General features: G+C 69.2%; 11 protein-coding genes and 1 pseudogene. 6 read left to right on the top strand and 6 right to left on the bottom strand.

The genetic code is table 11. The annotated features are described in order from the left end of the window. Positions 1 to 69 precede the first annotated feature (69 nt). The 3 genes from CKW28_RS14605 to CKW28_RS14595 are packed head-to-tail and all read left to right on the top strand — an operon-like array spanning position 70 to position 6,004. On the top strand, positions 70 to 4,938 hold the full coding sequence (locus tag CKW28_RS14605; protein WP_040547860.1) for an NAD-glutamate dehydrogenase: 4,869 nt from the start codon (positions 70 to 72) through the stop codon (positions 4,936 to 4,938). Beyond that, a complete protein-coding gene (locus tag CKW28_RS14600; RefSeq protein WP_003926995.1) occupies positions 4,935 to 5,348 on the top strand; it encodes an acyl-CoA thioesterase in 414 nt (137 codons plus the stop codon). Before CKW28_RS14605 ends, CKW28_RS14600 begins: the two co-directional genes overlap by 4 nt. Continuing rightward, positions 5,345 to 6,004, top strand: a complete 660-nt coding sequence (locus tag CKW28_RS14595; protein WP_003926994.1) for a DUF8185 domain-containing protein — start codon at positions 5,345 to 5,347, stop codon at positions 6,002 to 6,004. Before CKW28_RS14600 ends, CKW28_RS14595 begins: the two co-directional genes overlap by 4 nt. Positions 6,005 to 6,030: 26 nt before the next feature. On the opposite strand, the pseudogene CKW28_RS14590 reads toward CKW28_RS14595, so the two are convergent. Together CKW28_RS14590 and CKW28_RS14585 are read right to left on the bottom strand one after the other, a co-directional pair. Further along, positions 6,031 to 7,628 (bottom strand): annotated as a pseudogene (locus CKW28_RS14590) (glycoside hydrolase family 13 protein). Positions 7,629 to 7,655: 27 nt separating this feature from the next. Next, positions 7,656 to 8,051 carry a globin gene (locus tag CKW28_RS14585; RefSeq protein ID WP_040547357.1) on the bottom strand — a complete coding sequence of 132 codons (396 nt, stop codon included), beginning with the start codon at positions 8,049 to 8,051 and terminating at the stop codon, positions 7,656 to 7,658. A 208-nt stretch (positions 8,052 to 8,259) separates the two neighbouring features. Here CKW28_RS14585 and CKW28_RS14580 point away from each other — a divergent pair, with 208 nt between their 5' ends. The 3 genes from CKW28_RS14580 to CKW28_RS14570 all read left to right on the top strand — a co-directional run bounded on the left by CKW28_RS14580 (position 8,260) and on the right by CKW28_RS14570 (position 9,736). After that, positions 8,260 to 8,934, top strand: coding sequence for an HNH endonuclease (locus tag CKW28_RS14580; RefSeq protein ID WP_040547355.1), 675 nt, complete (start codon positions 8,260 to 8,262; stop codon positions 8,932 to 8,934). A 96-nt stretch (positions 8,935 to 9,030) separates the two neighbouring features. Then, positions 9,031 to 9,264 carry an aa3-type cytochrome oxidase subunit CtaJ gene (ctaJ, locus tag CKW28_RS14575; protein WP_003926989.1) on the top strand — a complete coding sequence of 78 codons (234 nt, stop codon included), beginning with the start codon at positions 9,031 to 9,033 and terminating at the stop codon, positions 9,262 to 9,264. Then, positions 9,251 to 9,736 carry a DUF5130 domain-containing protein gene (locus CKW28_RS14570; RefSeq protein ID WP_003926988.1) on the top strand — a complete coding sequence of 162 codons (486 nt, stop codon included), beginning with the start codon at positions 9,251 to 9,253 and terminating at the stop codon, positions 9,734 to 9,736. The genes ctaJ and CKW28_RS14570 overlap by 14 nt, the downstream gene beginning before the upstream one ends. A 270-nt stretch (positions 9,737 to 10,006) precedes the next feature. Here the strand turns inward: CKW28_RS14570 and CKW28_RS14565 are convergent, their stop codons facing one another. Genes CKW28_RS14565 through CKW28_RS14550 form a run of 4 tightly spaced genes read right to left on the bottom strand, consistent with a single transcriptional unit; the run spans position 10,007 to position 14,136 of the window. Further along, entirely contained in the window at positions 10,007 to 10,765 is a 759-nt protein-coding gene (locus tag CKW28_RS14565; protein WP_040547353.1) for an SDR family NAD(P)-dependent oxidoreductase, read from the bottom strand. After that, positions 10,758 to 11,966 carry an acyl-CoA dehydrogenase family protein gene (locus CKW28_RS14560; RefSeq protein ID WP_003926986.1) on the bottom strand — a complete coding sequence of 403 codons (1,209 nt, stop codon included), beginning with the start codon at positions 11,964 to 11,966 and terminating at the stop codon, positions 10,758 to 10,760. Before CKW28_RS14560 ends, CKW28_RS14565 begins: the two co-directional genes overlap by 8 nt. A 20-nt stretch (positions 11,967 to 11,986) precedes the next feature. Beyond that, complete coding sequence (locus CKW28_RS14555; protein WP_040547351.1) at positions 11,987 to 12,958, bottom strand: phosphotransferase family protein; 972 nt, start codon at positions 12,956 to 12,958, stop codon at positions 11,987 to 11,989. After that, complete coding sequence (locus CKW28_RS14550) at positions 12,955 to 14,136, bottom strand: acyl-CoA dehydrogenase family protein (protein WP_003926984.1); 1,182 nt, start codon at positions 14,134 to 14,136, stop codon at positions 12,955 to 12,957. Before CKW28_RS14550 ends, CKW28_RS14555 begins: the two co-directional genes overlap by 4 nt. Position 14,137: the final 1 nt, after the last annotated feature.

Below are 14,137 nucleotides of genomic sequence, written 5' to 3'. Positions count from 1 at the left end.
GTGATGTAGGTCACGCTGGTCGGTGCGAACGACCGACAACACGCAGGCCAGCAGTCAGGGGTGATCCGCATGACGGTCAACCGCCGGGCGGCAGGGGAGGCCGCTGGGGGGACCGGGACAGCGGGCGACACCGCCGATCTCCACGCCGTGCTGGCCCAGGCCTACGCCGCAACCCGGCATGCGGCGCGCGCCGGCGTCTCGGAGAACACCAGCCCACCCGATGACTCGGGGACCGGACCGGACACCGACCGGGGCGTCAGTACCGAGCTGGTGCAGGCCCAGCTCCGGCTCGCCCGGCGGCGGTCGCCGGGCACCTCCGAGGTGGCCGTGCACCTCGCCGACGACCCGGCCGGTGTCGGTCCGGCGCTGCAGATCGTCACCGATCACACCGCGCTGCTCATGGACTCGGTGACGGTGCTGCTGCACCGGCTGGGCGTGCCGTACACGTCGGTGATGCACGCGGCGCTCCGGGTGCGGCGCGGACCCGGCGGTGAGCTGCTCGCGGTCCGGACGGCATCCGATGCACCCGCCGACGATGCGGCCGGCACGACCGTCGAAGAGGCCTGGATCCACGTGCAGTTGTCACCCTCGGCCGATCGGCGCGCGGTGGCCGAGGCCGCCGAACTTCTTCCCGGGGTGTTGGCCGACTCCCGGCAGGTGGCACTGGATCACGCCGGGCTGACCGCCGCGTTCGCCGAGGTCGCCACCCGGCTGGAGACCGCCCCGCACCGGTTCGCCGAACGTGACCGCGCCGAGGTCGCCGAGCTGCTGCGCTGGCTCGGCGAGGGACGGTTCCTGCTGCTCGGCTACCAGCAGTGCCCGATCCGCGACGGGTACGCGACGGTGGACGAATCCAGCCGGCTGGGGGTGCTGCGGCACCGCGAGGGTGTGCTGCCGCCGTTGACCGGACCCGGGGATGTGATGGTGCTGGCCCAGTCCACCATCCCCAGCTATCTGCGGTACGGCACCTACCCGTTCATCGTGGTGATCCGCGAACGCTCAGACGGGTCACCCTCAGACGCGGTGGAACACCGGTTCGTGGGCCTGTTCACCGTCGCCGCGATGAACGCGAACGTGTTCGAGATCCCGCTGATCTCGCAGCGGGTCCGCGAAGCGCTGGCGCTGTCCCAGCGCAGTCCGCAGCACCGGGGCCAGTTGCTGCACGACGTCATCCAGACCATTCCGCGGCCCGAACTGTTCGCGTTGAGCGCCCGCCAACTGCTCGACCGCGCCAGGGCCGTCATCGAACTGGGATCGCGGCGACGGGCCCTGCTCTTCCTCCGGGTCGATCACCTCGCACACTTCGCCTCCTGCCTGGTGTATCTGCCCCGGGACCGCTACACCACCGCGGTGCGGTTGCAGATGCAGGACATCCTGATGCGCGAGCTGGGCGGGGTCAGCATCGACTACACCGCGCGGGTCAGCGAATCACCTTGGGCTGTCGTTCATTTCACGGTCCGTTTGGCCGACGGCGCAGATCCGGCCGACGTCGACGTGTCGGCGGCCAACGAAGCCCGTATCGAGGAACTGCTGACCGAGGCGGCCCGCACCTGGGGCGACCGCCTCCTGGATGAGGCGCAGCAGGTGCAGCTGAGCCGGACCCAGGCCGAGCACTACGCCCAGGCGTTCGGCGAGCTCTACAAACAGGCCGTCAGCCCCGGTGACGCGATCACCGACATCGCGATCATCGAGGAGCTCACCGAGGACTCGGTGCGGTTGGAGCTCGGCGAGCGCAGCGACGACGGCATCATGCCGCTCAACTGGTACGTCGGCGGCAGATCGGCGTCGCTGAGCCGGTTGCTGCCGATGCTGCAGTCGATGGGCGTCGTGGTGCTCGAAGAGCGCCCGTTCACCGTCACCCGACCCGACGGGCTGCCGGTGTGGATCTACCAGTTCAAGATCGCCGTGGATCCGAAGATCCCCGCAGACGAGCACGACGGGGAACGCTTCGCCGACGCCGTGAGCGCGATCTGGTACGGGCGTGCCGAGATCGACCGGTTCAACGAACTGGTGCTACGCGCCGAACTGACCTGGCAGCAGGTCGGGGTGCTGCGGGCGTACGCCAAGTACCTGCGTCAGGCCGCCTTCCCCTACAGCCAGGACCACATCGCCACCGTGCTCAACGAGCATCCGGGGACCGCGCGGTCCCTGGTGCAATTGTTCGAGGCGCTGTTTGATCCGTCTGCGTACGATCCGGCCGCACCCAGGCGCGGCGCCGCCGCGGCGGCGGCCGCCGTCGCCGCCGATATCGATGCCGTGGTCAGCCTCGACACCGACCGGGTGTTGCGGGCGTTCGCCTCTCTCATCGAAGCGACCCTGCGCACCAACTACTTCGTCTCCCGGGACGATTCGGACCGTGCGCGGGGTGTGTTCTCGGTGAAGCTGCGGCCCGCGCTGATCAAAGAACTGCCGCTGCCGCGACCGATGTTCGAGATCTTCGTCTACTCGCCGCGGGTGGAAGGGGTGCACCTGCGGTTCGGTCACGTCGCCCGTGGCGGGCTGCGCTGGTCGGACCGGCGCGAGGACTTCCGCACCGAGATCCTCGGGCTGGTCAAGGCGCAGGCTGTCAAGAACGCCGTGATCGTTCCGGTGGGCGCCAAGGGCGGGTTCGTCGTCAAACGACCGCCGGCGCCGACCGGGGACGCCGCCGCGGACCGGGAGGCGGCACGGGCCGAGGGAATCGCGTGCTACCGGCTGTTCGTCTCCGGTCTGCTCGACATCACCGACAACGTCGACAAGACCACCGGTGCGGTCGTGCCGCCCGCCGAGGTGGTCCGCCGCGACGGCGACGACGCCTATCTGGTGGTCGCCGCCGACAAAGGCACCGCGACCTTCTCCGACATCGCCAACGAGGTGGCGCAGTCGTACGGATTCTGGCTGGGCGACGCCTTCGCGTCCGGCGGTTCGGTCGGCTACGACCACAAGGCGATGGGCATCACCGCCCGCGGAGCGTGGGAGTCGGTCAAACGCCACTTCCGGGAGATGGGGGTGGACACCCAGACCCAGGACTTCACCGTGGTGGGGATCGGTGACATGAGCGGCGACGTGTTCGGCAACGGCATGCTGTTGTCGAAGCACATCCGGCTGGTCGCCGCGTTCGACCACCGGCACATCTTCCTCGATCCCGATCCGGATCCCGCGCGGTCGTGGGAAGAACGCAAACGGCTCTTCGAGCTGCCGCGGTCCAGCTGGGACGACTACGACACGTCGGTGATCAGCAGGGGCGGCGGGGTGTACAGCCGGCAGCAGAAATCCATCCCGGTCAGTGCCGAGGTCCGCGCCGCGCTGGGGCTCGACGGCGACGTCGACGCGCTCACCCCGCCGGCGATGATCCGGGCGATCCTGCGCGCCCCGGTCGATCTGCTGTTCAACGGTGGCATCGGCACCTACATCAAGGCCGAGTCCGAATCCGACGCCGACGTCGGCGACCGCGCCAACGATCCGGTGCGGGTGAACGGAAATCAGGTGCGGGCCAAGGTGATAGGGGAGGGCGGCAACCTCGGGGTGACACCGCTGGGGCGTGTCGAATACGACCTCGCCGGCGGGCGGATCAACACCGACGCGCTGGACAACTCGGCCGGGGTCGACTGCTCCGACCACGAGGTCAACATCAAGATCCTCATCGACTCGCTGGTCGCCGCCGGCAAGATCGGCGCCGACCAGCGCACCGACCTGCTGATGTCGATGACCGATGAGGTCGCCGACATGGTCCTGGCGCACAACGCCAGGCAGAACGACCTCATCGGAACCAGTCGCGCCAACACGGCCGCGATGCTAACGGTGCACGCGCGGCTGATCGACGATCTGGTCGAGAACCACGGTGTGAACCGGGAACTGGAGGCGTTGCCGTCGGACAAGGAGATCGCCCGACGGTCCGACACCGGAGTCGGTCTGACCTCCCCGGAGCTGGCCACCGTGATGGCGCACGTCAAGCTGACCCTCAAGGACGCGCTGCTGGCAAGCGAACTGCCCGATCAGGAGGTGTTCGCCGCCCGGCTGCCGTCCTACTTCCCGCGTCCGCTGCGGGATTTCACCGCCGAGATCCGCGGCCATCAACTGCGCCGCGAGATCGTCAGCACCATGCTGGTCAACGACCTGGTGGACACCGCCGGTTTGACCTATGCGTTCCGGGTGTGCGAGGACGCCGGCGTCGAACCGGTGGACGCGGTGCGCAGCTTCGTCGCGGTCGACGCGATCTTCCGGGTCGGCGAGATCTGGCATGCGATCCGCACCGCTGGTGCCGAAGGTGTTCTGCCGGTGGCGGTTTCGGACCGGATGACCTTGGACCTGCGCCGTCTCATCGACCGCGCCGCGCGCTGGCTGCTCAACTTCCGGCCGCAGCCGCTAGCGGTCGGCGCCGAGATCAACCGGTTCGCCGCGAAGGTGGCGGCCCTGACCCCGCGGATGTCGGAGTGGTTGTGCGGCGCCGACGCCGACATCGTCGCCCGGCGCACCGCCGACTTCGTCGAACACGGCGCCTCGCGGCAGCTGGCCTATCTGGTGTCCTCCGCGCTGTATCAGTTCAGCCTGCTCGACATCATCGACATCGCCGACATCCTCGATCGCGAACCAGCCGAGGTGGCCGAGACCTATTTCGCGTTGATGGGCCATCTCAACGCCGATGCCCTGCTCACCGCGGTGTCCGAACTGCCCCGCAGCGACCGCTGGCACTCGCTGGCCCGGTTGGCGATTCGCGACGACATCTACGGATCCCTGCGGTTGCTGACGGTCGATGTGCTCGCCGTGGGCGAACCGGACGAGAGCGGCGAGGAGAAGATCGCGGAGTGGGAATCGACCAACAGTTCCCGGTTGCGGAGGGCCCGTCGCACGCTCGACGAGATCTACCAGGATGATATCCGTGATCTGGCGACGCTGTCGGTGGCGGCTCGGCAGATCCGGGCAATGACACGTACGAGTGGAACGGGGTCCTCGGCTTGACCGAACGATTCACCACACCGGTGCCGGTGCGCTGGTCGGACATCGACATGTACCAACACGTCAATCACGCCACGATGGTGACGATTCTGGAGGAGGCGCGGGTCCCGTTCCTGCGTCCCGCCTTCGAACCGGACATCGCCACCACCGGCCTGTTGATCGCCGAGGTGAAGGTGGGCTACAAGGGGCAGCTGCGGCTGGCCGACTCCCCGCTGCAGGTCACGATCTGGGTGAACCGGTTACGGGCAGTGGATTTCACACTCGGCTACGAGGTGCGCTCGGTGCTCGCCGATCCCGACTCCAAACCGGCCGTGATCGCCGAGACCCAGTTGGCCGCCTTCCACATCGAGGAGCAGCGGCTGTTACGGCTCACGCCGCCGCAGCGGGAGTATCTCGAGAAGTATCTACGGTGAGTGCCGCCGAGCGGGGTCTGTGGCTCGAGCCCGGACACCGTGACGATCTCGCCGTGTTCGCCGACCGGGCGATGCGGCTCGACGAGGCCGCGGTCATCCGGTTGCGGGAGCGGGGCGACGGTTTGGTCGTGGCGTGGGTGGCCACCGGGTTCGACGTGCTGGCCGCCCGGGCGGTGCGGGGCCGGGTGCGTCCCGCAGACCTGTCCGTCGGCGCCGACGCGCTGCGGCGCGGCCTGACCGCCATGGCGCCCACCGGATACGTCGATGCGGGTTTCCCGATGGATTCGGTGTGGCGGGGCGTCCTGCCTCCACCCACCGGGTTCGTCCAGGTCGACGATGTCCCGGCCCGGGTGGTTCTGGAACTGGCGCAGCAGGGCAGTGCGCTGGCCCGCGAACACGGCAGCGCACACGGCCCGCCGGTGTCCCTGCTCGACCAGGAGGTGGTCCGGGTCAGTTCGGCCGACACCACCGTCGGCATCCCGATGCGCTGCGTGTTCGCGCTCACCGCGATGGGTTTCCTGCCCGCCACCGACCCCGGACAGGTGCCCGGTGACGAGATCGTGCGGGTGCGGGTGTTGCCGGCGTGGCTGCGGATCGACGCCCGGTTCGGGTCGGTCTACCGCCGCCGCGGCGATCCGGCGGTGGTGTTGCGTTAGCCGCTGACCCAGGCGGCGGTGCTGCATCAGCCGCTGACCCAGGCGGCGGTGTTCGGCGGCAACGCGCCGTCGGTCACCGGCGCGCTGGCCAGCAGCACCGTCCCGGCCGGCAGCGGCAGCGGATCCGGCCCGGTGTTCAGTGCGCAGATCAGCCCGCCGTCTCGCCGGAACACCACCGCATCGCGTCCGTGGTCCAGCCAGTGCACACCGGATCCGGCGAATTCGGCCCGGGAGCGCCGCAGCCGCAGGGCCCGCCGGTAGAGCGACAGCATCGAATCCGGGTCTCTCCCGATTGGCGTTGCACCGTCAGCCCCGCCCACTGCGACGGCATCGGCAGCCAGGTGTCGGGCGTGGTGGAGAACCCGAACGGCGGAGTGTCACCCGACCACGGCATCGGCACCCGGCAGCCGTCGCGGCCGCGTTCGCCGCCCCCGGAGCGCCGCCACACCGGGTCCTGCAACACCTCATCGGGCAGGTCGACATTGGGCAGACCGAGTTCCGCGCCGTTGTAGATGAACACCGCCCCGGGCAGCGCCAGCAGCACCAGCGCCATCGCCCGGGCCCGGGCCTGCCCGAGGGTGCCGCCGCCGTACCGGGTGACCTCCCGGTCGACGTCGTGGTTCGACAGCGTCCACGTCGGTGCGGCGCCGGTCAGTGCCACCGCGGCCAACGAGTTGTCGATCGCCTCCCGGATGTCGGTGGCGTCGAATTCCGCGCGCACCAGCCGGAAGTTGAAGCCGAGATGCAGCTCGTCGTGCCGCAGATAGGCGGCGAACCGGGTGTTGTCGTACACCCAGACCTCACCGACGGAGACGGCATGTGGATAGTCGTCGAGCACCCGGCGGATGAACCGGTGGATCTCGTGGACGTGGTCGTTGTCGAAGCGGGGGTCGTCGCCGCTCTCGGCCAGCAGTCTGGTGTCGGTGACGGTCATGTCGGGCAGACCTCCCGGTTTGGCCATGCCGTGGGCGACGTCGATCCGGAACCCGTCCACGCCGCGTTCCAGCCAGAACCTCAGCGTCTTCTCCAGATCGTCGAACACCTCCGGGTTCTCCCAGTTCAGGTCCGGCTGTGCGGGATCGAACAGGTGCAGATACCACTGCCCGGGTGTGCCGTCCGGTTCGGTGATCCGGGTCCACGCCGGCCCCCCGAACACCGACACCCAGTTGTTCGGCGGATGCTCACCCGCGGTGCCCCGGCCGTCGCGGAAGAGGTAGCGCTGCCGTGCCGGACTGTTCCGCCCGGCCGCCAGGGCCTCGCGGAACCACGGGTGCTGCGAACTGGTGTGGTTCGGGACCACGTCGAGGATGACCCGGATTCCGCTCCGCCGGGCGGCCCGCAGCAGCCGGTCCATCGCGGCGAGGTCGCCGAACAGCGGGTCGATGTCGCGCGGGTCGGCGACGTCGTAGCCGTGGTCGACCATCGGCGAGACCGTGACCGGGTTGAGCCACAGCGCGTCCACTCCGAGCCACCGCAGATGGTCCAGCCGGGCGGTGATGCCGTCCAGGTCGCCCACACCGTCGCCGTTGCTGTCCTGGAACGACCGGGGATAGACCTGGTAGAAGACCGCGTCCCGCCACCAGGTGCGGTCGGGTCGGCCGGTGGTCCGCGCCGGTCCGCTCATCGGGTCGCGACCGTCGGTATCCGACATTCAGAACGGGGAGTTGACCAGTGAATCGGCTGCCATCTCCAGATAGTCCAGCAGTTGTTCGCGGTGTGCGTCGTCGAGGGTCTGCGAGTCGATGGACGCCACCGCGGTGTGCATGCAGCGCAGCCAGGCGTCCCGCTCGAGATACCCGATCCGGAACGGGGCGTGGCGCATCCGCAGCCGCGGATGCCCGCGCTGCTCGGAGTAGGTGCGCGGGCCACCCCAGTACTGCTCGAGAAACATCCGCAGCCGTTCCTCCGCACCGTCGAGGTCGTCCTCGGGATACAGCGGCCGCAGGATCTCGTCCGAGCGAACCAGCTCGTAGAACCTCGACACGATGGCGCGAAAGGTCTCGTGGCCACCGACTTCGTCGTAGAACGACTGCACAGTCTCCGTCACGCCACCATTGTCCCGGTTTCCGGGATCCGGCAACCCGGACCGCCGTCAGATCGGCGTCGACACCGGCCGAACAGTGCCTGAGCAGCGCCCGATCAGAGCCCGGGCGGAGCGTTGGTCACCCCCCGTTCACCGACCCGACCGGCGCGAACGCGCAGAATTATCGTGCGTTCGGGGCCGATCCGTGGTGGACTGTTCCCTCGGAGGACCAATGGCGCAGCGTAAGAGAGGTCGTGCTGACCGGGCCGGCCACCGGCAGCCCGGGGTCACCACCCTGACCGGCTCCCCGGCCAGGCACCCCGGGGCGCGCCCACTGCACCCCGTCGACGGCGTCTCCGGTAACTCAGACGGCTCGGACGGCTCGATATGGGGCCGGCGCCGAGTGCTGTTGCTCAACTCCACCTACGAGCCGCTGACCGCGTTGACCATGCGACGGGCGCTGGTCATGGTTCTGTGCGGGAAGGCCGACGTGGTGCACGACGACCCGAACGGGCCGGTGATCCACTCGGCCACCCGTGCGCTGGTGATGCCGTCGGTGATCCGGTTGCGCACCTACGTGCGGGTGCCCTACCGGGCGCGGGTGCCGATGACCCGGGCGGCGCTGATGCACCGGGACCGGTTTCGGTGTGCGTACTGCGGCGGCAAGGCCGACACCATCGACCACGTGGTCCCGCGCAGCCGCGGGGGCGCGCATTCCTGGGAGAACTGCGTGGCCGCGTGTTCGGCCTGCAACCACCGCAAGGCCGACCGGCTGCTGTCGGAACTGGGCTGGACGTTGCGGGCCGTGCCGCGGCCGCCGAAGGGGCAGCATTGGCGCCTGCTGTCGACGGTCAAGGAACTCGATCCGGTCTGGGTGCGGTATCTCGGTGGCGAAGGGGCGGCCTGACCACGACCGGTCATCAGGGCGCACGTTCATCAGGGCACCCGGTGATCAGAGCGAGGTCATGGTCACCAGGCGAACGGCGGCTGATACGGTTTTATCGTGAGCATCGCTGAGTACGCCCTCTACCTGGTGGTGATCCCCGGGTTGCTGGTTCTGGTGCTGGCTGCCCTGATCTACCGCCCCAAAGGTCGCCGTCCGGCGTCGTATCAGTTGTCCGAGCCGTGGACGCACGATCCGATCCTGTGGGCGTCCGACGAACCCGCCGCGCCTGCACACGGAGGCCACGGCGATGAACCGGTGACGATTGGAGGCGGCGCCAGTGGCAAGTGGTGAAGTCACGGCTACCAAGGAGCGGTCGGCGGTCGAGCACGCCGATCTGCCGGTCGGGACCGTAGTCACGTCCAGCGGCCGGATCTCGGCGGTGGTCGAGCCGGGTACCCGCTGCCTGGACTATCCGTTCACCACGAAGGAACTCGTGGTGCTCGATGATGCGCTCAAGTACGGCTCGCGCGCGGCGAAGGCCCGGTTCGCGGTGTACATCGGCCCGCTGGGCGAGGACACCGCCGCCACCGCCCGCGAGATCCTGGGCCGGGTGCCCACCCCGAACAACGCGGTGCTCCTGGCGGTGTCGCCCGATCAGCGGGCGATCGAGGTGGTCTACGGCGCGGACGTGAAGGGCCGCGGGATCGAGACCGCCGCCCCGTTGGGCGTCTCGGCGGCGGCGGCCGCCTTCAAGGACGGCAACCTGATCGACGGCCTGGTCAGCGCCGTGCGGGTGATGTCGTCCGGCGTCTCACCGCACTGAGCTCCGCTCCCATCGTGAGAGCCCCGTAGCGGGCTCCATCACGGGGCCGCCGCACATCGGATTCGATGACCCCGCACCGACGCGGACCTGCCGCCGCGTCGGTGCGGGGTCATGTGCGCTTGTCAGACGAACCCCCCAGAAATCGGCGCCCAGAAATCGGCCCCAGAAATCGGCCCCGGAAAAACGGACCCAGTAAGAACGGCCCGAGAAGCACGCCGGTCCACCGGCCGAGCGGGAAGCCGACCGGTGGACCGGGTAGATCGGTGAATGTCAGTACACGGCGGTGCGTCCGCCGTCGACCGGGATGACCGCCCCGGTCGTGTAGCCGGCCTGATCGCTGGCCAGATGCACGACGAGGCCGGCGATCTCCTCGGGTTTGCCGAGCCGTCCGGCCGGCAGCCCGCCGATCACCTTTCCGAGGAACTCCTCATCCCAGTTCTCGGCCATGTCGGTGGCGAACGCCCCGGGCATCACACAGTTCACCCGCACCCTGGGTGCGTATTCCTGGGCGAACGCCATGGTCAACGCGTTCAGACCGTTCTTCGCGGCCGCGTACATCGCCTCGGCGGGACTCGGCCGCCAGGCGCCGATGCTGGAGATGTTGATGATGGAACCGCCTCCGGCGGCGGCCATGCGCGCCCCGGCGACCGCCATCAACCGGAACGGTCCCTTGAGGTTCACCTCGATGGTCTTGTCGAACAGTGCCTCGGTGGCGCTTTCCAGGGTGGGCGCCAACGGTGCGATGCCGGCGTTGTTGACCAGGATGTCGATCCCACCCAATTCGGCGCACAGCCGGTCGACGGCGGGTTCGATGTCGTCCCAGCGGCCCACGTGCAGCGGCAGCGGGATCACCTTCGCCCCGGTGGCCTCGGCGAGTTCGTTCGCCACCGCTTCGCAGGCGTCGGCCTTGCGGCTGGACACCGCGACCGCTGCTCCGGCGTCGGCGAGACCGCGGGCGATGGCCAGACCGAGTCCCCGGGTCGCGCCGGTGACCAACGCGACCTTGTCCTTCAACAGCTGACTACTCATCGCGATACCTCTCCAATTCCAGGCGGGCGATGGTGCGCAGATGAACCTCGTTGGGCCCGTCGGCGATCTGCAGCGCCCGGGTGATGGCGAACAGCCGGGCGAGCACGGTGTCGTCGCTCACCCCGGCCGCACCGAAGGTCTGCACCGCCCGGTTGACCACCTGATGGGCGGTCTCCATCGCCGCCACCTTGATGGCCGCGACCTCCGACCGGGCCGCCGCATTACCGCGGGTGTCCATCAACCAGGCGGCTTTGAAGGTCAGCAGCCGGATCTGGTCGATCTCCATGCGGCTGCGGGCGATCCACTCCCGCACCACACCGCGCTGGGCCAGCGGACCGCCGAAGGCCTCCCGGGTCAGAGCGCGCCGGCACATCAGATCCAGCGCCCGTTCGGCGAATCCGATGGCGCGCATCGCATAGTGCATCCGGCCCGGGCCCAGCCGGCCCTGCGCGATCGCGAACCCGTCGCCCTCGTTGCCGAGCATGTTCTCGGCCGGCACCCGCACGTCGGTGAACTGAACCTCACCGTGCCCGAGCCGGTCCTTGTAGCCGAACATCGGCAGATCACGCAGCACCTCGATGCCGGGAGCGTCGGCCGGCACCAGGATCATGCTCTGCTGCTTGTAGGTGGGCGCATCCGGATCGGATTTACCCATGAAGATGATGAGTTTGCAGTCCGGGTCGAGGATTCCGGAGGTGTACCACTTGCGGCCGTTGAGCACGTACTCGTCACCATCGCGGCGGATGGTGGCGGTGATGTTGCGCGCGTCGGAGCTGGCCACGTCGGGTTCGGTCATCGCGAACGCCGAGCGGATCTCGCAGTTCAGCAGCGGCTCGAGCCACTGTTTGCGCTGCTTCTCGGTGCCGTAGAGGGCGAGGATCTCCATGTTGCCGGTGTCGGGCGCCGAGCAGTTGAAGACCTCGTTGCCGATGATCGACCGACCCATCTCCTCCGCGATCGGCGCGTACTCGAGGTTGGTCAGCCCGGCGCCGTAGTCGCCGTGGGTCATGAACAGGTTCCACAACCCCTGCTCGCGCGCCTTGGCCTGCAGGTCGCGCATGATCTGCGGTTGCTCGTGGAAGTTGTCGTTCTCGGCGACCTGCGCGTCGTACACCGGTTCGGCCGGGTAGACGTACTCCTCCATGAAGTCCCGCACCCGGGTCAACAGCTCTCGGGTGCGCGGTGAGTATTCGAAGTCCATGAAATCGTTCCTTTCTGCCGCTAGCCGAGCAACCGCAATCCGTTGTCGATCAGGCTGCGGATGGTGGCCGGCAGTTTCTCCTGCTCCGGATCGTGATGTCGGCCTTCGCGGTGGCGCCGCAGGTTGTGCCCCATGATCGCCGCCATCTTGAACCGGCCGAGGGCGTCGAACCAGTCGACGTCGCGCAGCGGGGTCTCGGTGTAGATGCCGCGCAACTCGTCGGCACCGGGCAGTCCGGGCACCACCCGACCGGCGCCCGGGAAATTGGTGCCGTCGGCGAACACCAGGAACCAGCCCAGCTCGACGCGCGGATCACCCAGGCTCCAGATCTCCCAGTCGATCAGCGCCGCGAGGTCGTCACTGTCGGCGATGATGTTGCCCAACCGGAAGTCCCCGTGCACCAGGGTCACCGGCATGGCCGCCGGAACGTCCTCGGCCAGGCGGCGCTGCAGCTCCTCGGCGCGGGGCACCAGTTCGGGGGGTACGGCGCCCATGGTCCGGGCCCAGCGGGCCAGTTCGTCCTCGGGGGACAGGGGAGCGGCGTCGGTGGGAATGCTGTCGACCGGGACCGCATGCAGCGTCTTGAGCAGACCGGCGGCGGCCCGCATCCGGCGGGCGGCCCGCTTCGGCGGGACCGGCGGATCGTCGAGCACCGGTTCGAGCGAATCGCCGGGCACCAGCTCCATCGCGAACCAGGCCGGCGCCGTCTCGTCCACGACCGCGACCGCCGGAACGGGAACCGGGGTGTCGGCCAGCGCACGCAGGATCCGGGCCTGGCGCATCATGTCGTGCCGGCCGATGGGGCGTTGGCCCTCCGGAACGGCCTTCACCACGTAGGCCGGCCCGTCGGTGTCGACCCGGTAGGTCAACCCGGAGTGCCCGCCGACGATCGGGGTGACCTCCGACACCCGCAGATCGAGGTCCCGGGCGAATCGTTCGGTGATGCGAGACACCAGGGCCGCCGAGGCCGCGTTGGCCGTGTTCACGCTCATGGTCTCGGCTCCTTGGGCAGCCCCATCACCCGTTCGGCGATGATGTTGTGCTGGATTTCGTCGGTGCCGCCGGCGATCCGGTATCCGGGGGCGCCGAGCACGTGTTCGGTCCACGCCCAGGTTCCCCAGGCGCCCGAGTCGACAATCAGCTCGCTGCCCAGCAGTAGGCGCACCACCTCCGAGGTCCGGGCCATGGTGTCGGTGGCCAGCAGTTTGCCGATCGACGCCTCCGGGCCGGGGTCGGCGCCCGCCACCAGAGCCGCGGCCACCCGCATGCTGGTCAGGCGCTGAACGAAGCTGCGCGCCACCAGATCTCCCACCGCATCGCGTTCCAGCCCGGTCAGCGGCTGTGGGCGGTTCCGGGCCAGTTCCACGGCGCGGTCGGCGTTGCCCAGCCCGAGCAGCCCGGAGTCGAGGCGTTCGGCCGCCAGCACGGTCAGCGCCACCTTCCAGCCCTGCCCGACCGGTCCGAGCCGCATGGCGTCGGACACCACCACGTCCTCGAGGTACACCTCGTTGAACGAGGCGCCCCCGGTCATCTGGCGGATCGGCCGGATGGTGACCCCGGGGGCGTCCATCGGCACCAGGAACACGGTCAGGCCGGCGTGCTTGGGGGCCTGCGGATCGGTGCGGCACACCGCGACACCGAGGTCGGACACCCGCGCCCCGGAGGTCCAGACCTTGTGTCCGTTGATCACCCAGCCGTCGTCCTTCTGCACCGCCCGGGTCCGGACCGCCGCGAGGTCGGAGCCGGCCTCGGTCTCCGAGAACAGCTGACACGCCAGGATGTCGGTGCGCAGCATCGCCCGCAGGTAGGTGTCCTTCTGTTCCTCGGTGCCCCAGGTGGCGATCGTCGGTGCGATCAGTTGCTGGGTGACCGAGAACAATTCGGTGCGCCGCGGGACGTCGAACGTTTCCTCTTCGCGGCGGAACGCGAGCGCGTACGACATCGGCAGGTCGCGGCCGCCCAGGGCGGCGGGCCAGGTCAGCGCCCCCCAGCCGGCGTCGAATTTGTCCCGCTCGTAGGCGCGGATCCGGTCGGTCTCGGCGCGTTCCTGCTCCTCGGTCCAGTTCTCGAACACCGCGACCGAATCGGAGCCTTCGCCCCAGGCCGACGCGGTGCGCGGTTCGGCGACGCCGGCCAACCACTCCCGGGCCTGCGCGACGAACTCGTCCATC

The sequence above is a fragment of the Mycolicibacterium thermoresistibile genome, assembly GCF_900187065.1.
Classification (GTDB): domain Bacteria; phylum Actinomycetota; class Actinomycetes; order Mycobacteriales; family Mycobacteriaceae; genus Mycobacterium; species Mycobacterium thermoresistibile.
This window is presented reverse-complemented; position numbering and strand designations above follow the sequence as displayed.

What these genes read in the sequence shown, in the direction of transcription:
- CKW28_RS14605 (WP_040547860.1), top strand. Translation starts at nt 70, where the DNA reads ATGACGGTCAACCGCCGGGCGGCAGGGGAGGCCGCTGGGGGGACCGGG.
- CKW28_RS14580 (WP_040547355.1), top strand. Translation starts at nt 8,260, where the DNA reads ATGGCGCAGCGTAAGAGAGGTCGTGCTGACCGGGCCGGCCACCGGCAG.
- CKW28_RS14565 (WP_040547353.1), bottom strand. Translation starts at nt 10,765, where the DNA reads ATGAGTAGTCAGCTGTTGAAGGACAAGGTCGCGTTGGTCACCGGCGCG.
- CKW28_RS14560 (WP_003926986.1), bottom strand. Translation starts at nt 11,966, where the DNA reads ATGGACTTCGAATACTCACCGCGCACCCGAGAGCTGTTGACCCGGGTG.
- CKW28_RS14555 (WP_040547351.1), bottom strand. Translation starts at nt 12,958, where the DNA reads ATGAGCGTGAACACGGCCAACGCGGCCTCGGCGGCCCTGGTGTCTCGC.
- CKW28_RS14550 (WP_003926984.1), bottom strand. Translation starts at nt 14,136, where the DNA reads ATGGACGAGTTCGTCGCGCAGGCCCGGGAGTGGTTGGCCGGCGTCGCC.